We start from the raw sequence: 18,578 nt of genomic DNA, 5'->3' as shown, positions 1-18,578 counted from the left end.
ATCGGCCCGCCCCGTCATCGTCGACGGGACGGGCCGATTGTCGTACTACGAGAAAATCAGCGGACGGTATGGACGATGAGGACGTCACAGGTCGACTTGCGGGCCGCGTCGGACGGAACCGAACCGAGCAAGCGACCGGTCAGCGAGTTCAGCCCACGGTTGCCGACGACGAGTAGATCGCCCTTGACCTCGTCCACGAGTGCCAGGAGGGACTCGACGGGCGCTCCGACGATCGGCTTCTCCTCGATGTTCTTCGCGCCGGCCTTGGTGGCGTGCTCTCGGGCGGTGCGCAGGATTTCGCGCGTCGGTGCCGAACCGGTGATCTGGTAGGCGTCCTCGCGGAGTGCGTCGGCGGCGGCAGAGGTGTCTTTCGGATCGGCCGGGTAGTAAGCACACGCGATCACCAGGGTGGCATCGGCATCTCCCGCCAGAGCCGCGGCCTTCTCCACTGCCCGCAGTGACGATTCGGAGCCATCGGTTCCGACGACGACGGTGCGGTAGGCGCTCATTCATTCCTCCATTTGTCGGTCACACACAGATGTGACACTTCTGGTCGAACTGGATTGGTGCAAGTCACAGGACCGAAAGACGTGGTCCTGGGACTGATGCGCTGACAGTAGCCGGAAGTCGACGATCGGCACGTGAACTTGGGGAACAACACGATCCGCGCCACTCACATACATTGGTTTGCATGCCGATCCCCCGCCCGCCGTTGTCGAGACGGGCCCTCGCTCTCGGTGCCGTCGCGATCTCGATCGTGATCGTGGCCGCCCTCGCATTCGCATTCCTCCCCCAGGGACGCGAAGCCGACACTGCTACGCGTGACGCGCGCATCACGCTACCGGACAGCCCCGGTTCGACGGAGACCGTCGACCTCGACACCCGGCTCTACATTCCCGAGTCCACCCCCGCTCCGGCTGTGTTGCTCGCGCACGGCTTCGGCGGCAGCAAGGACTCGGTCGACGGCGAAGCTCGTGATCTCGCCGCGCGCGGATACGTGGTTCTCGCCTACACCGCGCGCGGCTTCGGTGACAGCACGGGTTCGATCTCCATCAACGACCCCGATCGCGAGGTCGCCGATGCCCGCGGCCTGATCGACTGGCTGGCCGAACAGCCCGAAGTACAGCTCGACGCTCCTGGTGATCCCCACGTCGGCGTGGCAGGCGGGTCGTACGGCGGGGCACTGGCCCTCAGCGCAGGCGGAACAGACCCGCGTGTGGACTCGGTGGCCGCTGCCATCACCTGGAACGACCTGGGCCAGGCCCTGTTCCCCAACTTCGGCGTCACCTCGTCCGCAGGTCGAGAAGCGCTCGGAAACATCGACTCCCCGGCCGGTGCCGAATACGGCGGACCCGGCGTCCTCAAACGTGGATGGGCCGGGGTCTTCTTCGGAGCGGGGGCCTCCAGCGCTGCGCCCGGCAGTTCCAGGGACGGTAACGGTGGTGGTAACGATGGCGGTGGCGCATCCGCATGCGGCAGATTCGCCCAGGAATTCTGCGACGCCTACGCACAATCCGCAGTGACCGGCATCCCCAGCCAGCCGCTGCTCGATCTGCTGACTGCCCACTCGCCCGTCGCGGTGGCGTCGAACATCACGGCTCCGACGCTTCTCCTACAGGGCACCCAGGACACTCTGTTCGGTCTCGACCAGGCCGACGCGACGGCTCGGCAGATCGCAGCCGCAGGCGGTGACGTGACCGTTCGGTGGTTCGACGGTGGGCACGATGCCGGTGGAACGAACGGTGCGTCGGATCGAGCCGTCGCGGACTTCTTCGACCGGACTCTGCGCGGCACCCCCGATCCCGCGACCTCCGAGAGCGCGCCGTTCGTGTATTCGACGCAGCGCGCAGCCGATGAGCGAGGAGGAGAACGCAATCGTCGGATGACGGCTCCCGACTACCCAGGCCTGACCCCGAACTCCGAACCCACACAGACGAACACGGTGACCTTCACCCCCGCCTCGGACGACGGGACGATCATTCGTCCGCCCGGCGCGTCACCGTCCGCCATCTCGACGGTCCCCGGTCTGGGTTCGGTGTTGTCGACACTCGGATCGACCGGAGCCGGTGCAGCGCTGACTGCGGACCTTCCGGGCCAGTCCGCGATTTTCACCAGCGAGCCCGTCGACTCGTCACTGACCATCACCGGCGCGCCGAGAGTCGATCTCCGGGTGGCGTCCCTCGCCGGGCCCGGCCAGGCTGTGCTGTTCGCGAAACTGTACGACGTCGCCCCGAACGGCACACGGACCCTTCCCGGCGGCGCAGTGTCGGCCATCCGACTGCCCGACACCGGGAGCATCGATCCCGTCGACGTCACCGTCGCCCTCCCGGGAATCAGCTATACCGTCCAGCAAGGTCATCGTCTCGAACTGAGCGTCTCCACCACCGATCAGGCCTACGCCGTCCCGCTGGAGCCCGCACAGTTCAGCGTGACCATGGCGAACACGTCCGTCGCGTTCCCGACGGTTCCCGCGGTGGCGAGCGCGAACAGCACGGTACCCGTCGCTCCACTGATCGGAATCGGCGTGGTCGTCCTGGTCGTCGGATGCATCGTCGTGGCGACGATCGTGCGAACCAGACGCCGCACGGTGGCCGAAGTCGACGAGGCTCTGGTCGACACTCCCCTGGTGATCACCGACCTGGCCAAGACGTACTCGAACGGGTTCCGTGCCGTGGACGGCGTCAGCTTCGAGGTGAAACAGGGGCAGGTACTCGGACTGCTCGGACCGAACGGTGCCGGAAAGACCACCACGCTGCGCATGCTGATGGGCCTGATCACCCCCACCGGCGGCGACATCCGAGTCTTCGGTCACAAGGTCACACCCGGTGCCCCGGTGTTGTCGCGGCTCGGCTCCTTCGTCGAGGGTTCCGGCTTCCTTCCGCATCTGACCGGCACCCAGAACCTGCGGCTGTACTGGGAGGCGACAGGGCGACCGATCGAAGACGCTCACCTCGACGAGGCACTCGAGATCGCAGACCTCGGCGCAGCGATCGAACGCAAGGTCAAGTCCTACAGCCAAGGCATGCGTCAGCGCCTCGCCATTGCACAGGCCATGCTGGGTCTACCCGATCTCATGGTGTTGGACGAACCGACCAACGGCCTCGACCCGCCACAGATCCGAACCATGCGTGACGTGCTGATCAACTACGCGAAGACGGGGCGCACCGTGTTGGTCTCGAGCCACCTCCTCGCCGAAGTGGAACAGACGTGCACGCACGTCGTGGTCATGAACCGTGGCTCCGTGATCAGCTCGGGCACCGTCCGCGAGCTGACAGCGGCCGGTGGGCAGACCGAGATCAGGGTCGACGACGCCGGCCGCGCCCAGTCGGTACTCGACGCCGCCGGCCATGACGGCGCGGTGATCGTCGACGACGGCACGGTGACCGTCGACCTGACCGACGCCGATTCCGCCGTCGTCATCAGAGAACTCGTTACGGCGGGGGTGTCGGTCCGCGGCTTCTCCCAGTCCACCCGACTCGAGGACGTGTTCCTCGACCTCGTTCATCGAGATACCCCAGGCCCAGTCGTTCACGAGACCGACTCCAGCGAGGATCGCTCATGAGTACAACGCACGCAGACGGCCGCGCAGCGGGCTACAGCGGCGGCCGCACCCTGCCGTTTCGTACCGAACTGCGTCGACAGCTGGGCCGGCGACGCACTCAGCTCGCCATCGGTTTCCTTGCCCTGCTACCGGTGATCCTGGTCGTCGCCTTCACCGTGGGCAGCTCCAGCGCCGACTCCGACGCCGGCGGGCTCATCGAGCTCGGCACGCGAGGCGGCATGAACTTCACCGTCTTCGCACTGTTCATGTCCGTCGGTTTTCTGCTCATCGTCGTGGTGGCGCTGTTTTTCGGCGACTCCGTTGCGAGCGAGGCATCGTGGTCGAGCCTGCGCTACCTGCTCGCCATCCCGGTTCCTCGAAGCCGACTGTTGACCCAGAAGGCACTCGTCTCGGCCACGTTGTCCAGCGCCGCCATTCTGGTGCTGGTCGGAGTGTCACTGCTGATCGGGACGGTGATGTACGGCGCCGAATCTTTGGTCACGCCGCTGGGTGAAGGACTGTCATACGGCACTTCCCTGGTGCGACTACTGATTGCGGTCGCCTACATCGGCGTCAATCTGCTGTGGGTAGCGGGTCTCGCCATGTTGCTGTCGGTGCTCACCGACGCCCCTCTCGGGGCCGTCGGCGGCGCGGTGATGACGTCGATTCTGATGCAGATCCTCGATCAGATCACGGCATTGGGGTCGCTGCGCAACTATCTGCCCGGGCACTACGCGAACTCGTGGATCGACGCCTTCGGCACGAACATCGACTGGAACGACATGGTGGTCGGATCGTTCTCGGCCATCACCTACGCGGCGGTCTTCGGGCTGATCGCGTGGAGACGATTCGCCACCAAGGACATCACCAGCTGAGGCGGCCTACTTCTTTTTGATCGCTGGCCCGAAGACGCCCTCGGGAATGGTGCCCTGGCCGACGATCGACTCACGCCATGGCGTCGCGAGCGAAACCAGCCGAGCTGCACCGTCCTCGCCGAGGGCGGCCCACGGCGCGACGGCGAGGTCGTTGGTGATGTCCTCGACCAACGTGCGGAGATCTTTCCCGTCCTGAGTCAAAGCGCCGTCGGCCGTCAACAATTCACGATCGGCCAAGGACGCCACGGCTCCGTTCCACTGCTCGGTCGACCATCCACGACGCTTGCGCGCGAATTCCTTCTCGAAGCCGTACCCGGTGGCGGTGTGGGTGATCAGCGCGTCCAGGCCGTTCAACCCCGCCGTCTGCAGCGCGGCAATGTGGCCGTCGCCGCGGTATTCGCGGATCAGGGTGAGAGCGTGCCACAACACGAGGTGCGGCGCTTGCGGCCAGTCGAGTTCGGCGTAGGCGGCGTACAGCGGCCGACCGTCGTCTCCTGGGATTCCACGCGCAGCGATCGATGCGAGGTCGGCAGCTTCGGCCATATCCGGGGACGCCAACGTCTCGGAGCCCAACAGACGCTCGAATGCGGTGTCGAGTGTGGCGTAACGGATTGCCATGATCTCGTCGGGAGAGGCGATGGCCCAGGCTGCCGGAATCAGCGGGCTGATCAGATCGCGGTTGAAGTTGTAGAACGTGGCTGTCACGACACCTGCACCGACCGGCCCGAGAGGTGCTGCACGACCGGCGAAATAGCAGGCCCGTGGCGGTAACCCAGCAGCAACGAGAGCGTCCTGCGTTTCCGGCAGGAAGTAGGTCATCGAGTGGATCAGTTCGAGTGCACGAGAGGTGCGGCCGGCGGTGGTTGCGTCCATCACTGAACCGTAACCGAACCATTTCGGATCGTTCCGCAGGCTCGACTCGCACCACCCGCGCGACCTACTTGAGGCCGGCCGCGTCCATGCCGCGGAGCTCCTTCTTCAGGTCCTGGATCTCGTCGCGCAGTCGACCGGCCAGCTCGAACTTCAACTCGCGGGCAGCGTTCATCATCTGATCGGTCATGTTCTTGATCAGGTCCGCCAACTCGGCGCGCGGCATCGACGAGACATCCTGCCCCTCGTACACGCCGGAGCTGACCGACCTGCCTGCTTCGCCCTGCGCTCGCCGACCACGGCTGGCGTTCCGACCCGAGCCACCCACTTCGACGGCCGTGTCGGTGTCCTCTGCTTCCTGATACACCTGATCGAGAATGTCGGCGATCTTCTTGCGCAGCGGTTGCGGATCGACTCCCCGCTCCTTGTTGTAGGCGATCTGCTTCTCGCGCCGACGTTCGGTCTCCTCGATCGCGTACGTCATGGAGTCGGTCATCTTGTCGGCGTACATGTGCACTTCACCGGACACGTTTCGAGCGGCGCGGCCGATCGTCTGAATGAGGCTGGTGCCGCTGCGGAGGAATCCCTCCTTGTCCGCGTCGAGAATGGCGACCAATGACACCTCGGGAAGGTCGAGGCCCTCCCGGAGGAGGTTGATGCCGACCAGGACGTCGTACTCACCCAGCCGAAGCTGCCGCAGCAGCTCGACTCGGCGCAAGGTATCGATGTCGGAGTGCAGGTACCGGACGCGGATGCCCAGCTCGAGCAGATAGTCGGTCAGGTCCTCCGACATCTTCTTGGTCAAAGTGGTGACGAGAACTCGTTCGTCCTTCTCGGCACGCTCGCGAATTTGGTGCACGAGGTCGTCGATCTGCCCCTTGGTCGGTTTGATGACGACCTTCGGATCGACGAGGCCGGTAGGACGGATGACCTGCTCGACGAATTCGCCGCCGGTCTGCCCCAGTTCGTACTTGCCGGGAGTAGCGGACAGGTAGACGGTCTGGCCGATCCTCTGTGTGAACTCTTCCCACGTCAGCGGCCGGTTGTCCGTCGCAGACGGCAACCGGAACCCGAAATCGACCAGGTTCCGCTTGCGCGACATGTCGCCCTCGTACATCGCGCCGATCTGTGGGACGGTGACGTGGGATTCGTCGATGACGAGTAGGAAGTCCTCGGGGAAGTAGTCGATCAGGGTCGCGGGTGCGGTGCCGGCCCCGCGACCGTCTATGTGCCGCGAGTAGTTCTCGATGCCGGAGCAGAAGCCGACCTGCTTGATCATTTCCAGGTCGTATTGCGTGCGCATCCGAAGCCGCTGCGCCTCGAGCAGCTTTCCCTTGCCTTCGAGTTCCGCCAGCCGCGCCTCGAGCTCGGCCTCGATGTCCTTGACCGCCCGTTCCATGCGCTCCGGTCCGGCGACGTAATGGGTGGCCGGGAAGATGCGTACCGAATCGACTTGGCGAACGATGTCGCCCGTCAGCGGATGCAGGTAGTACAGCGCCTCGATCTCGTCACCGAAGAACTCGATGCGAATAGCGAGCTCCTCGTACGACGGAATGATCTCCACGGTATCGCCGCGGACTCGGAACGATCCGCGGGTGAACGCCATGTCGTTGCGCGTGTACTGCACGTCGACCAGAAGCCGGAGCAGCGCATCACGCTGGACCTCGACGTTGACCTCGAGCTCGATCGACCGATCGACGTACGACTGCGGGGTACCGAGACCGTAGATGCACGACACCGACGCCACCACGACCACGTCTCGGCGAGAGAGCAGGGATGCCGTCGCCGAGTGCCGCAGACGCTCGACGTCGTCGTTGATGGACGAGTCCTTTTCGATATAAGTATCGGTCTGCGCGATGTACGCCTCGGGCTGGTAGTAGTCGTAGTACGACACGAAGTACTCGACTGCGTTGTTGGGCAACATGTCTCGCAGCTCGTTCGCCAACTGCGCTGCGAGAGTCTTGTTCGGTGCCATCACCAGGGTGGGGCGCTGCAGTTTCTCGATCAGCCAGGCGGTGGTGGCCGACTTACCGGTACCGGTGGCACCGAGAAGCACGACGTCCTTCTCGTCCGCCTTGATCCGACGTTCGAGTTCGGCGATGGCGGTCGGCTGATCACCGGCCGGAACGTGTTCGCTGACGACCTCGAACGCCGGTCCGGTGCGCTCGATCGCTCCCACCGGACGGTGTTCGGAGTGCGCGACAACGGGATGTTCGGATGCAAACGCCATTACACAAGCGTAGACGCGACCACCGACAAGTTCCGTCGGAGAGACCCAGGAGGTCTGTTCCCGGTAGCTTCTACAGGCATGGTCGCTCACACGTCAGCCGGTGCGCACACCGTCGTTCATGCCCCGAAACACGAAACGTTCGACCTGGTCGCGAAGACCAACGTCGACCCCAAAGGGTTCGTTCGCGTGGTCGACGAATACCGCGTCGAGCCGTGGGGGCTGTACATGGCCCGTCCTTCCGACCATGCCCACTTCGACTACCTGGAGTCCTGGCTACTGCCTGCTCTCGGGCTCCGGGCCTCGGTGTTCCATTACCTGCCCGCGCACGCCAGAGACCAGGACTACTACGTCGACATCGGCGAGTACACGGCCGGGGCCAGCCGATGGACCTCGGTCGATCACTATCTCGACCTCAGTGTTCGCACCGGCCGCGACTACGACCTGCTGGACGTCGACGAGCTGTTCGACGCGCGCGTGGCGCAGCATCTGGACACCCCGACGGCCGAGCGGGCGCTGTCCCGATCGATCGCGGCCATCGAAGGACTGACGCGGCACGATTACGACCTGAACGCCTGGCTCGCGTCGATCGGAATGCCGACGGAATGGAACGGCAAACCGGCCTGAACCGCGCAGCTCTGCCTCAGGCAGTCCAGTTCGTCTCCTCCGCCCACTGCCACGCCCGCCGATACGCCACGTCGAACCACGGTGCCTTCGCGTTCTCGTATGCCTCGATCGCCGAGCGGTAGTCGGTGATTCCGGCGGCGGCTTCGGACGCACGCCGCTTGATCGCGGCGTATTCCGTCGCGACAGCCGCGTCCGCCCGGAGCCAGTCACGGAACACCAGGGCGAACGTCTGGTTCGGCCAACCGTCGACTCGAACATGAACGTTGGCCGGTCGGCCGGGGTCTGCGTTGCCGTGAAAACGCTTGCCCCACACGGCCGGATCGGCCTCGCCACCCACTCCGTACGCGGGCTTCGGATCGTCGAAGTCACTGGACTCGACTCCGGGGAACCCGGCGACGCGCAACTGTTCGCCGACCGAATCTGCGTCGGCAAGCGAGCGCACCGTGATCTGGATGTCGAGCACGTCCTTGGCGTCGAGTCCGGGTACCGCCGTCGATCCGACGTGGTCGATCCGCACAGCCTTGTCCCCACACGCGAGAGCAAGGCGCGCGATCATTCGCCGCGCCTGGGATTCCCAGGCCGGGTCTGCAGTCACCAGTTCCGGATGCGTCCGGGCGACAATGCCCTCTCTGAGGTTGCGCTCGAAGGGAATCACGCGCTCGTTCCACAAGTTTCGTACCTGATCGTCGACGCTGCCGGGCGCACCCGTGTTGTCTATCCACACATCTGCCGCAGCTCGGCGCGCATCGTCGGTCGCCTGCGCGGCGATGCGCGCGCGGGCATCGGCCTCGGGCATGTGTCGTTGGCCGGTCAGCCGACGTACTCGTTCCTCGGCGTCGACCCAGACGACGACGACCAGATGGAAGAACGGAGCCATCGAGCCTTCGACGAGAAGTGGAATATCTTGCACCACCACGGCATCCGCTGCCGCACCCTCGATGATCTCGGTAGTGCGCTGTCCGACCAATGGATGCACGATGGCATTGAGCTTCTTTCGCGACTCCTCGTCGCCGAAAGCCTTGGCGGCCAAGGTCGGCCGATCGAGTGACCCGTCGGGTGCCAGTATCTCGGTACCGAAGGTGTCCGTCAGTTGTTGCAGCCCAGGCGTTCCCGGCTCCACCACTTCGCGGGCAAGTACGTCCGAGTCGACGAGCACTCCCCCGAGTTCGGTCAGCACTTTCGCCACGGTCGATTTGCCGGCACCAATTCCGCCGGTCAGTCCCAGTCTCAGCATGCGTCCAGTCTGACACTCGAACACGCCGAAGCCCACCAGCCCCAAATGCACCGGTTTTGCAAGCCTGTCGGTTATCTTCGACGAGCGCGACCTCGATGTGCCGACCCACCGCCAGCGAAAAGGACACCCATGCAAAGCAATCAGATCCAACCGGGTCGGCACCGCCTCGGCATGGATGCAGGCGTTCACTGCATTCTCATTCCAGAAGTTGCCTCGGCGCTGGCCGACCACCGGCGTAACTGGTTCACCAACCTCCTGACCCCTGCCCGCCACAGCTTCGCCACGATGCGTAAGCGCACGGCGAGCGTCGGCCAGTGGAGTCCAGCCACCGCCGCGTAGTTCGCACTCCCCCTCAACCTTGGACCCGGTTCACCAGAACCGGGTCCATTGTCGTTCCCGTTGCACCTGCGTATTCGAACGAGAAAGCCCCGGTTCTCACAGGGAGAACCGGGGCCGAGGTCACACCCTCACGGGTGGACTACTTCTATCAGGCGTTGCCCGACAGCTTCTCGCGAAGTGCAGCGAGCTGCGCATCGCTGGCCAGCGATCCACCGGTCGAGGCGGGAGCCGACGCTGCGGGAGCATCGCCTTCTGCATCGGCGGGAGCCTGACCCGACTCGGAGGAGTAGTTGGTGTTGGCGGCTTCAGCAGCTTCGTCCTTGGCCGTCTTCTCCATCTGAGCGGTGTGCATCTTGTGGCGACGCTCGGCCTCGGCGTAGCGACCTTCCCACTCTTCACGCTGCTTCTCGTAACCTTCGAGCCATTCGTTGGTCTCGGAGTCGAAGCCCTCGGGGAAGATGTAGTTGCCACCCTCGTCGTACGAGTCGGCCATGCCGTACTTGGACGGATCGAACTCTTCTGCGTAGTCCTCGTTGGCCTGCTTGAGGCTCAACGAAATCCGGCGACGCTCGAGATCGATGTCGATGACCTTGACGAGTGCGTCGTCGCCGACACCCACGACCTGGTCCGGAACCTCCACGTGACGCTCGGCCAGCTCGGAGATGTGCACGAGGCCCTCGATGCCCTCTTCGACGCGAACGAACGCACCGAACGGAACGAGCTTGGTGACCTTGCCGGGCACGATCTGGCCGATCGCGTGGGTGCGAGCGAACTGGCGCCACGGATCTTCCTGCGTTGCCTTGAGCGACAGCGACACACGCTCGCGGTCCAGGTCGACGTCGAGAACCTCGACGGTGACCTCGGTGCCGACCTCGACAACCTCGGACGGGTGATCGATGTGCTTCCAGGACAGCTCGGAGACGTGCACCAGGCCGTCGACGCCACCCAGGTCCACGAAGGCACCGAAGTTGACGATGGAGGACACGACGCCCTTGCGGACCTGGCCCTTCTGCAGCTGGTGCAGGAACTCGCTGCGGACCTCGGACTGGGTCTGCTCGAGCCATGCGCGACGCGACAGGACCACGTTGTTGCGGTTCTTGTCGAGCTCGATGATCTTGGCCTCGATCTCCTTGCCGACGTACGGCTGGAGGTCGCGGACGCGACGCATCTCGACGAGCGAGGCGGGGAGGAAGCCACGGAGACCGATGTCGAGGATGAGTCCACCCTTGACGACCTCGATGACGGTGCCCTTGACGGCCTCGTCCTTCTCCTTGAGCTCCTCGATCGTGCCCCAAGCGCGCTCGTACTGAGCTCGCTTCTTGGACAGGATCAGACGGCCTTCCTTGTCCTCCTTGGTGAGGACGAGTGCTTCGATCTCATCTCCCACGGAGACGACCTCGTTGGGGTCGACATCGTGCTTGATGGAGAGCTCGCGGGAAGGGATGACGCCTTCGGTCTTGTAACCGATGTCGAGTAGAACCTCGTCACGATCGACCTTGACGATGGTGCCCTCGACGATGTCACCATCGTTGAAGTACTTGATCGTGGCGTCGATGGCGGCGAGAAAATCCTCTGCGGAGCCGATATCGTTGACGGCTACCTGCGGTGAGGTTGTGGTTGAGGGCATGTGTTGAGTTGCTCCGGACGGGTTGGGTATCGGTTGATGGATGTTCGGTCGGACTTGTGAAACGTGTGCAGCACGAGCATCTTCCGCGGATCCGTTGCCGGCTCCGCACGCGTCGACGCCGGGCGAACCCGACCTGGGCGCAGCATGGACACACTCGCGTTGATCAGGGTACGCGATGCCGCAGTACCAGCACAAACCCGGTTAGAGTCGGCGTGTGACCGATCCTTCCGCACCGTCGTCCACCCCCGGCCGCGGCCGAATCGATTCGGTCGCGAGCGACCGCGCGAGTCGAACCTGGTGGGATTCGGATGCCGACAACTATCACCGTACGCACGGCGCGTTTCTGGGCGCGTCGACCGAATCCGGAGAGTTCGTCTGGTGCCCGGAGGGACTGCACGAGGGCGACGTGCATCTGCTGGGTGACGTCGCGGGCAAGGACATTCTCGAGGTGGGCTGCGGCAGCGCACCCTGCGCCCGCTGGCTCGGGACTCAGGGGGCGCGCGCCATCGGCCTCGACATCTCGATGGGCATGTTGCAGCGCGGCGTCGACGCGATGACCGCGGGCGGGTCGACGGTTCCGCTGGTGCAGGCCAGTGCCGAGTCCCTACCGTTCGCCGACGAGGGGTTCGACATCGTGTGCTCGGCCTTCGGTGCGGTTCCGTTCGTCGCGGACTCCGCCAATGTGATGAAGGAAGTGGCGCGGGTACTGCGGCCGGGCGGCATCTGGGTGTTCGCGGTCAACCATCCGATGCGCTGGGTGTTCCCCGACGATCCCGGGGTGGGCGGCCTGACCGCGACGATTCCGTACTTCGATCGAACCCCGTACGTCGAGTACGACGCCGACGGGACCCCCAACTACGTCGAGCATCACCGCACGATCGGTGACCGCGTGCGCGAGCTGGTCGCCGCAGGTCTCGAGGTTCGCGACATCGTCGAACCGGATTGGCCGGAGTGGCTCGACCGCGAGTGGGGTCAGTGGAGCCCACTGCGCGGCCAGCTGTTTCCCGGCACCGCGATCTTCAGTAGTCGAAAACCGCGGTGAGTCCGTAGTCGATCAGCGCCGGTGCACCCTGGCTTCGACGGTCTCGGTGAAGGCGCTGGTCGACGCCTGCCCGCCGAGGTCTGCTGTCGCGACCCCGGATTCGACGGTGTCGTCCACGGCGTGCCGAATCCGGCCGGCTGCGGCGGCGAGCCGTTCGTCCTCGTGCCGATCGGCGAGCCACTCGAGCAGCATCGCGGCCGACAGGAACAGTGCCGTCGGGTTGGCGCGATTCCTGCCTGCGATATCCGGGGCGGATCCATGGGAGGCCTGCGCCATGGCCTGGGTACGCGAAGAGTTGATCGACGGTGCCGTGCCGAGTGACCCGGACAGCTCTCCGGTCAGGTCGGAGAGGATGTCCCCGAACATGTTCTCGGCCACGATGACGTCGTAGTCCTCACCGCGTCGAACCAGATGCGCCGCGAGGGCGTCCACGTGCTCTTCGGTGACGTCTACCTGCGGAAACTCCTCGCCGACGGACCGGCAGGCATCGCGAAACAACCCCGTCGTCAACGACAGCACGTTGGTCTTGTGCACGATCGTCACTTTCTTCCGCCGCCGGTCTGCGAGCGAGAAGGCCTCACGAGCGATGCGTTCGCACGCCGAACGGGTGAACACTCCCACCGCGAGCGCTACATCGGGCGTGGGCATGAACTCGCCACTGCCGACGAACATGTTGCGGTCGGCGTAGAAGCCCTCGGTGTTCTCCCGCACCACCACCAGGTCCATCTGCGGCGACATCGCGCGCACTCCAGGAAGCGCCTTGGCCGGACGGATGTTGGCGAACAGATCGAAATGCTTGCGAATTCGTCCGCCCGGAGTCAGCTGAGATCGGAACGGCTCAGGGTACGACGCGCTGTCGTGAGGCCCGAGAATCCACGCCTCGAGCCTGCCGAGCTCGTTCAACGTGTGCTCGGGCATCGGCGTTCCGTGCTCGTCGAGAGCACCCAACCCCAGCGGCAAGTGCTGCCAGTCGACGACGGGACCGTGCACTGCGGCCAGAGCTGCGTCCACCACCCGGATCGTCGCAGGGACGATCTCGTGACCGATGCCGTCGCCGGTCATGGCCCCAATTCGTAAAGTCGGTGCATCTCGTCCGTCCGTCTGCGCCATCATGACTACATGGTGCAGTCCGCCGAACTCCTCCTCGACTCGGGGCTCGATACTGCGGTTCGCCGCGAGTGGGCGGCACTCTCCGATGCCGGCCTGCCGAGCCAGAACCGTCATCGGGGCGAGTCGAATCGTCCGCACATCACCGTCTCGGTGGCGTCGTCCATGCCCGCGTCCGTCGATTCCGGTACGGCCGTGCGTTTCGACCCGTTCGATGTTCGTCTCGGCGGCCTCGTCGTATTCGGTGGCCGGACCGCCACCCTGGCCCGTCTGGTCGTGCCGAGCGTCGAACTGCTCGACCTGCATGCTCGGATGCATGCCGCCGTAGGCCCGGGCTCGTTCGACAATGTCGCCATCGGGCATTGGACGCCGCACGTGACGCTGGCCCGGCGGTTGACACCCGACGAAGCCGGTGCCGCGACGCGCCTGCTGTGCCCGCACCTGGACGACCTGATCGGCTCTGCCGTTGCCTTGCGTCGGTGGGACGGCGACAACAAGTGCGAATGGCGCATCGGCTGACCGCCAGGCCTGTCAGAACCGGAAGTCTCCGAATTGGGTCACCTCCGCATGTGTATCCGGCGTGCGGCCGACAGCGACCCACGCATCGAGGGCGAGAAACATCAACACAACCACCAGTACAATTGTCATGCCACCAGCGTCCTACCTGCGCCGACCCACCACGAGTGGCAGTAACGACATGTATCGTCGATTTTCTGCCATACTGCTGTCATGCTGAAGAAGGTGGTCGCAGTACTGCTGCCGTTGACCGAGCAGTTCGAGCTCGGCGTGGCCTGCGAGGTGTTCGGATTCGACCGCTCCGACGAGGGACTGCCCACCTACGACTTCTCGTTGATCGCCGGGGTCCCCGACACGATTCGCACCAGGGTGGGTTACACGATCGATGTGCCCCACGATCTCGACCGGCTCGACAGCGCCGATCTGATCATCGTTCCGGCCGGCGGCACCGAATCGGCCGACGACGGAAGCTACGTGTGCGGCAGTAAGTACAGCCCCTCGATCGAGCCACTACTCGACAAACTCCGTGCGGCGGTGGACCGAGGCGCGCTGGTCGCCAGCCTGTGCAACGGCGCGTTCGTACTCGGCGCGGCGGGCCTGCTCGACGGCAGGCGGTGTACGACCCATTGGCGACACTCGGCCTCCCTGGCCGCGAAATACCCGTTGGCCCAGGTCGATCCGAACGTTCTCTACGTGGACGACGGGAATGTACTGACCAGTGCGGGCACGGCGGCCGGTATCGACCTGTGCCTGCACATCGTCCGCAAATACCAAGGCAGTGTCGTGGCCAACGGAATCGCGCGCAGAATGGTCGTTCCGCCACACCGTGACGGCGGCCAGGCGCAGTTCGTCACCAGTCCACTACCGGCGATTCGAACCGAAACGTTGGCACCGTTGCTCGATTGGATGACCGAGAACCTCGATTCGGAACTCACGATCGGCCGACTGGCTGCGCGGGTGAACATGTCGGCTCGTACATTCGCCCGCAAGTTCGCCGCCGAGACCGGCACGACGCCCGCGCGGTGGCTCAACGACCAACGCGTACTGGCTGCGCAGCAGCTCCTCGAGAACTCCGACCTGCCGATGGATTCGATCGCCGAAGTCGTCGGTTTCGGCAATGCCGCAGCCCTGCGCCAGCATTTCGTCAGACTTCGCTGCACGACGCCCAACTCGTACCGCCGAACATTCCGGGCCGCGCCGCAACCCGTGTGACGGACCACGGAGAGGAGTGGGTCCGGGAAGATTCCGGAGAACCTCTGCGTTGAGACGAACAAGAAGCGCAATCAATCGAAAGGGTACGCGTGGCCACTCAGACTTTGACTCAGCAGAATTTCGACGAGATCGTCACCAGCAACGACGTGGTGTTGGTCGACTTCTGGGCCTCCTGGTGCGGTCCGTGCCGCCAGTTCGCGCCGACGTTCGAGAAGTCTTCCGACGCGCACCCGGACATCGTGCACGCCAAGGTCGACACCGAAGCCGAACAGGGCTTGGCCGCTGCAGCGCAGATCCAGTCGATCCCGACGATCATGGCCTTCCGCGAGGGCATCCTGGTCTACGCCCAGCCCGGCGCATTGCCCGCTCCGGCGCTCGAAGACCTCGTCGGCCAGATCAAGGCACTCGACATGGACGTCGTCCGTCAGCAGATCGCCGAGCAGGCACCCGCAGCGGAGTAGTTCCCTCACAGCACAAAACGAAGGGCCGCTCACCGAATCCGGTGAGCGGCCCTTCGTCATGCATGAGCCGGCCCCGACTCAGTGAGCTGCGGCATCCCAGCTGCGACCGGTACCGACCGACACCTCGAGGGGCACCGACAATTCGATGGCCGACGACATCTTGTCACGCACCAACGCCTCGACTTCCTCGCGCTCGGAGTCGACGACCTCGAGTACCAGTTCGTCGTGCACCTGCAACAGCATGCGCGACTTCAAGGTCGACTCCGCCAGAGACTTGTGCACGTCGATCATCGCTACCTTGATGATGTCTGCGGCAGTGCCCTGGATCGGAGCGTTGAGTGCCGCGCGCTCGGCGACCTCGCGACGCTGACGATTGTCGCTGTTGAGATCTGGGAGGTAACGACGACGGCCGTACAGCGTCGAGGTGTAGCCCACCTTTCGGGCTTCCTCGACCGCGTTGCGCAGGTAGTCGCGCACGCCGCCGAAGCGAGCGAAGTACGCCTCCATCTGCTGCTTGGCTTCGTCGGTGGAGATCTTCAACTGCGCGGCGAGGCCGAACGCGCTGAGTCCGTAGGCGAGGCCGTACGACATGGCCTTGACTCGACGGCGTAGTTCCGGGGTGACCTCGTCGATCGGTACGCCGAACGCGCGCGAACCGACGAAGCTGTGCAGGTCCTCACCGGTGTTGAACGCTTCGATCAGCCCCTCGTCACCGGATACGTGCGCCATGATGCGCATCTCGATCTGGCTGTAATCGGCGGTGAGCAGGGTGTCGTAGCCGGCACCGACCACAAAGCCGTCGCGGATGTGGCGACCCGCCTCGTTCCGCACCGGAATGTTCTGCAGGTTCGGTTCCGTCGACGACAGTCGTCCGGTGGCCGCGACGGTCTGATTGAACGTGGTGTGAATGCGGCCGTCCTCGGCGACGGACTTGAGCAGGCCGTCCACCGTCACCTTCATTCGTGTGGCATCACGGTGATCGAGCAGGAACTTCAGGAACGGATGCTCGGTCTTCTCGAACAGCCCCTGAAGAGCATCGGCGTCGGTGGTGTACCCGGTCTTGGTCTTCTTGGTCTTGGGCATGTCGAGTTCCTCGAACAGCACCACCTGCAGCTGTTTGGGCGATCCGAGATTAATCTGCTTGTCGATCACGCCGTACGCAGAATTCGCGGCCTCGTCGACCTGCGCAGCAAAACCCGATTGCAGCGAGCGCAGGTGATCGCCGTCCACTGCGATGCCCGTGGCTTCGATATCGGCAAGCACTGTCAGCAGCGGCAGTTCCATCTCCGAGAGCAGAGTGGTCGACTCGATTGCCGCGAGTTCCGCGTCGAGGGCGTCGGCCAGATCGATGACCGCCCGCGCCTTGAGAATTTCGCCCTCGGCAAATGCCGCGTCAGCGGTGTCCTCGGCGTCGAGAAGTGACATCTGACCCTCGCCGGCATCTTCGACGCGTAATTCGCGCTTGAGGTAGCGCAGCGACAAGTCGTCGAGGTTGAACGACCGCTGACCGGGCCGGACGAGATACGCCGCGAGCGCGGTATCCGTCGTCAACCCACCGAGCGTCCATCCCCGACCACGAACAGCGTGCAGTGCCCACTTCGCCTCGTGCAGAGCTTTGGGTCGATCCACATCGGCGAACCACGCGGCCAGAGCGCGTTCGTCGGATTCGTCGAGAGCCGTCGTGGTGACGAAGGCACCCTCGCCGTCTGCTGCCGCGATGGCCACCGAGGTCGCGTCGCTGTCGTACGGCCTGCGCGGTCCGAGGATGGATACCCCGCTACGCCGACCGTCGGACGCATGCTCGTCCAGCCACGCCGCCAACTCCCCCGGCGCGACGATGCCGCCCCGAACGTCGAACCCTTCTTCTGCCTCGGGCTCGACCGAGGCGAGTGTCTCGAACAGTCGATCCCGCAGGATGCGAAACTCCAGATCGTCGAACAGCGCGTGAATCTTCTCGCGATCCCACGGGGCCAGCTCGAGTTGATCGGGTGTGAAGGGCAACGGCACGTCGCGCACCATCTCGGTGAGCTCGCGGTTGAGCACCACACTCGACAGGTTGGCCCGCAATGCGTCGCCCACCTTGCCCTTCACCTTGTCGACATTGTCGACGAGGGCGGTGAGCGACCCGTATTCGATGATCCACTTGGTCGCCGTCTTCTCCCCGACGCCGGGAATGCCGGGAAGGTTGTCGCTCGGATCTCCGCGCAGAGCTGCGAAGTCCGGGTACTGCGACGGCGTCAGACCGTATTTGGTGGCGACCTCGTCCGGGGTGAACCGCGTCAGGTCCGAGACACCCTTGCGGGGATAGAGCACCGTGACGTTGTCGGTGACCAGCTGCAGTGCGTCACGATCGCCGGTGACCACGAGGACGCGATAGCCCAGCGCCTCGGCCTGCGTGACCAGAGTGGCGATGATGTCGTCGGCTTCGAATCCTGCCTCGGCCATCACCGGAATGCCCATGGCACCGAGCACATCCTTGGTGATGTCCACCTGGCCCGCGAACTCGTCCGGCGTCTTGCTGCGGTTCGCCTTGTATTCGGGGAACCGCTCGGCTCGGAACGTTTGCCGTGACACGTCGAAGGCGGCGGCGATGTGCGTCGGCTTCTCGTCTCGCAACAGGTTGATCAGCATCGAGGTGAACCCGTACACGGCATTGGTGGACTGACCGCTCGTGGTCTTAAAATTGTCCGCCGGCAACGCGAAGAAGGCACGGAAGGCCATCGAGTGACCGTCGATGAGGAGCAGCGTCGGACGCTCTTCGGCTGACTTCGCATCGGTCCGGGCTGCGGGTGCTGCACTTTTGTCGGTTACTGGGCTCACGGTTGACCAGTCTAGGTAGCGGGTCCGACATCACGTAGCCGGATGCGGGCACCGCGACGCAATCGCGGCGGCACCGATCT

General features: G+C 64.7%; 15 protein-coding genes. 8 read left to right on the top strand and 7 right to left on the bottom strand.

The features are described 5' to 3' along the window. Nucleotides 1-56: 56 nt before the first annotated feature. The gene (locus CH268_RS05585) at nucleotides 57-509 is read right to left on the bottom strand and encodes a universal stress protein (RefSeq protein ID WP_008715916.1); all 453 of its coding nucleotides are present in this window, start codon (nucleotides 507-509) and stop codon (nucleotides 57-59) included. Between the two features lie 182 nt (nucleotides 510-691). Here CH268_RS05585 and CH268_RS05580 point away from each other — a divergent pair, with 182 nt between their 5' ends. Both CH268_RS05580 and CH268_RS05575 read left to right on the top strand, forming a co-directional pair. Next, nucleotides 692-3,562: an alpha/beta fold hydrolase gene (locus CH268_RS05580; protein ID WP_094662824.1), complete on the top strand. Its 2,871-nt coding sequence runs from the start codon at nucleotides 692-694 to the stop codon at nucleotides 3,560-3,562. After that, the gene (locus CH268_RS05575; protein WP_032365525.1) at nucleotides 3,559-4,416 is read left to right on the top strand and encodes an ABC transporter permease; all 858 of its coding nucleotides are present in this window, start codon (nucleotides 3,559-3,561) and stop codon (nucleotides 4,414-4,416) included. Before CH268_RS05580 ends, CH268_RS05575 begins: the two co-directional genes overlap by 4 nt. Nucleotides 4,417-4,422: 6 nt before the next feature. Here CH268_RS05575 and CH268_RS05570 read toward each other — a convergent pair whose 3' ends face one another. Further along, on the bottom strand, nucleotides 4,423-5,289 hold the full coding sequence (locus CH268_RS05570; RefSeq protein ID WP_032365526.1) for an SCO6745 family protein: 867 nt from the start codon (nucleotides 5,287-5,289) through the stop codon (nucleotides 4,423-4,425). Nucleotides 5,290-5,353: 64 nt separating this feature from the next. Next, nucleotides 5,354-7,516 carry an excinuclease ABC subunit UvrB gene (uvrB, locus tag CH268_RS05565; RefSeq protein WP_027497251.1) on the bottom strand — a complete coding sequence of 721 codons (2,163 nt, stop codon included), beginning with the start codon at nucleotides 7,514-7,516 and terminating at the stop codon, nucleotides 5,354-5,356. 78 nt (nucleotides 7,517-7,594) lie between these two features. On the opposite strand from uvrB, the gene CH268_RS05560 reads away from it, so the two are divergent. Then, complete coding sequence (locus CH268_RS05560) at nucleotides 7,595-8,140, top strand: DUF402 domain-containing protein (RefSeq protein WP_094621181.1); 546 nt, start codon at nucleotides 7,595-7,597, stop codon at nucleotides 8,138-8,140. Nucleotides 8,141-8,156: 16 nt separating this feature from the next. Here the strand turns inward: CH268_RS05560 and coaE are convergent, their stop codons facing one another. Further along, nucleotides 8,157-9,374 (bottom strand): dephospho-CoA kinase, encoded by a 1,218-nt coding sequence (gene coaE / locus CH268_RS05555; protein WP_094662864.1) that lies wholly within the window; start codon nucleotides 9,372-9,374, stop codon nucleotides 8,157-8,159. Nucleotides 9,375-9,503: 129 nt separating this feature from the next. Between coaE and CH268_RS05550 the strand changes: the two genes are divergently transcribed. After that, complete coding sequence (locus CH268_RS05550; RefSeq protein ID WP_027497254.1) at nucleotides 9,504-9,713, top strand: hypothetical protein; 210 nt, start codon at nucleotides 9,504-9,506, stop codon at nucleotides 9,711-9,713. Between the two features lie 148 nt (nucleotides 9,714-9,861). Here CH268_RS05550 and rpsA read toward each other — a convergent pair whose 3' ends face one another. Beyond that, nucleotides 9,862-11,340 carry a 30S ribosomal protein S1 gene (gene rpsA / locus CH268_RS05545; RefSeq protein WP_027497255.1) on the bottom strand — a complete coding sequence of 493 codons (1,479 nt, stop codon included), beginning with the start codon at nucleotides 11,338-11,340 and terminating at the stop codon, nucleotides 9,862-9,864. Nucleotides 11,341-11,554: 214 nt separating this feature from the next. Between rpsA and CH268_RS05540 the strand changes: the two genes are divergently transcribed. After that, nucleotides 11,555-12,382: a class I SAM-dependent methyltransferase gene (locus tag CH268_RS05540; protein ID WP_032365528.1), complete on the top strand. Its 828-nt coding sequence runs from the start codon at nucleotides 11,555-11,557 to the stop codon at nucleotides 12,380-12,382. A gap of 12 nt (nucleotides 12,383-12,394) precedes the next feature. On the opposite strand, the gene CH268_RS05535 is transcribed toward CH268_RS05540, so the two are convergent. Then, nucleotides 12,395-13,492: an isocitrate/isopropylmalate dehydrogenase family protein gene (locus CH268_RS05535; RefSeq protein WP_094662862.1), complete on the bottom strand. Its 1,098-nt coding sequence runs from the start codon at nucleotides 13,490-13,492 to the stop codon at nucleotides 12,395-12,397. A 9-nt stretch (nucleotides 13,493-13,501) separates the two neighbouring features. On the opposite strand from CH268_RS05535, the gene CH268_RS05530 reads away from it, so the two are divergent. The 3 genes from CH268_RS05530 to trxA all read left to right on the top strand — a co-directional run bounded on the left by CH268_RS05530 (nucleotide 13,502) and on the right by trxA (nucleotide 15,678). Continuing rightward, nucleotides 13,502-14,008: a 2'-5' RNA ligase family protein gene (locus CH268_RS05530; protein ID WP_027497258.1), complete on the top strand. Its 507-nt coding sequence runs from the start codon at nucleotides 13,502-13,504 to the stop codon at nucleotides 14,006-14,008. Nucleotides 14,009-14,218: 210 nt separating this feature from the next. Further along, complete coding sequence (locus CH268_RS05525) at nucleotides 14,219-15,217, top strand: helix-turn-helix domain-containing protein (RefSeq protein WP_032365530.1); 999 nt, start codon at nucleotides 14,219-14,221, stop codon at nucleotides 15,215-15,217. An 89-nt stretch (nucleotides 15,218-15,306) separates the two neighbouring features. Further along, nucleotides 15,307-15,678 carry a thioredoxin gene (gene trxA, locus CH268_RS05520; protein ID WP_027497260.1) on the top strand — a complete coding sequence of 124 codons (372 nt, stop codon included), beginning with the start codon at nucleotides 15,307-15,309 and terminating at the stop codon, nucleotides 15,676-15,678. Nucleotides 15,679-15,756: 78 nt separating this feature from the next. Here the strand turns inward: trxA and polA are convergent, their stop codons facing one another. After that, a complete protein-coding gene (polA, locus tag CH268_RS05515; protein WP_094662822.1) occupies nucleotides 15,757-18,498 on the bottom strand; it encodes a DNA polymerase I in 2,742 nt (913 codons plus the stop codon). Nucleotides 18,499-18,578: the final 80 nt, after the last annotated feature.

Source organism: Rhodococcus sp. 06-1460-1B (assembly GCF_002258475.1).
GTDB classification, from domain to species: Bacteria; Actinomycetota; Actinomycetes; order Mycobacteriales; family Mycobacteriaceae; genus Rhodococcoides; species Rhodococcoides fascians.
This window is presented reverse-complemented; position numbering and strand designations above follow the sequence as displayed.

Coding starts and splice junctions, on each gene's coding strand:
- CH268_RS05585 (WP_008715916.1), bottom strand. CDS start 509: ATGAGCGCCTACCGCACCGTCGTCGTCGGAACCGATGGCTCCGAATCG.
- CH268_RS05580 (WP_094662824.1), top strand. CDS start 692: ATGCCGATCCCCCGCCCGCCGTTGTCGAGACGGGCCCTCGCTCTCGGT.
- CH268_RS05575 (WP_032365525.1), top strand. CDS start 3,559: ATGAGTACAACGCACGCAGACGGCCGCGCAGCGGGCTACAGCGGCGGC.
- CH268_RS05570 (WP_032365526.1), bottom strand. CDS start 5,289: ATGGACGCAACCACCGCCGGCCGCACCTCTCGTGCACTCGAACTGATC.
- uvrB (WP_027497251.1), bottom strand. CDS start 7,516: ATGGCGTTTGCATCCGAACATCCCGTTGTCGCGCACTCCGAACACCGT.
- CH268_RS05560 (WP_094621181.1), top strand. CDS start 7,595: ATGGTCGCTCACACGTCAGCCGGTGCGCACACCGTCGTTCATGCCCCG.
- coaE (WP_094662864.1), bottom strand. CDS start 9,374: ATGCTGAGACTGGGACTGACCGGCGGAATTGGTGCCGGCAAATCGACC.
- CH268_RS05550 (WP_027497254.1), top strand. CDS start 9,504: ATGCAAAGCAATCAGATCCAACCGGGTCGGCACCGCCTCGGCATGGAT.
- rpsA (WP_027497255.1), bottom strand. CDS start 11,340: ATGCCCTCAACCACAACCTCACCGCAGGTAGCCGTCAACGATATCGGC.
- CH268_RS05535 (WP_094662862.1), bottom strand. CDS start 13,492: ATGGCGCAGACGGACGGACGAGATGCACCGACTTTACGAATTGGGGCC.
- CH268_RS05530 (WP_027497258.1), top strand. CDS start 13,502: ATGGTGCAGTCCGCCGAACTCCTCCTCGACTCGGGGCTCGATACTGCG.
- CH268_RS05525 (WP_032365530.1), top strand. CDS start 14,219: ATGCTGAAGAAGGTGGTCGCAGTACTGCTGCCGTTGACCGAGCAGTTC.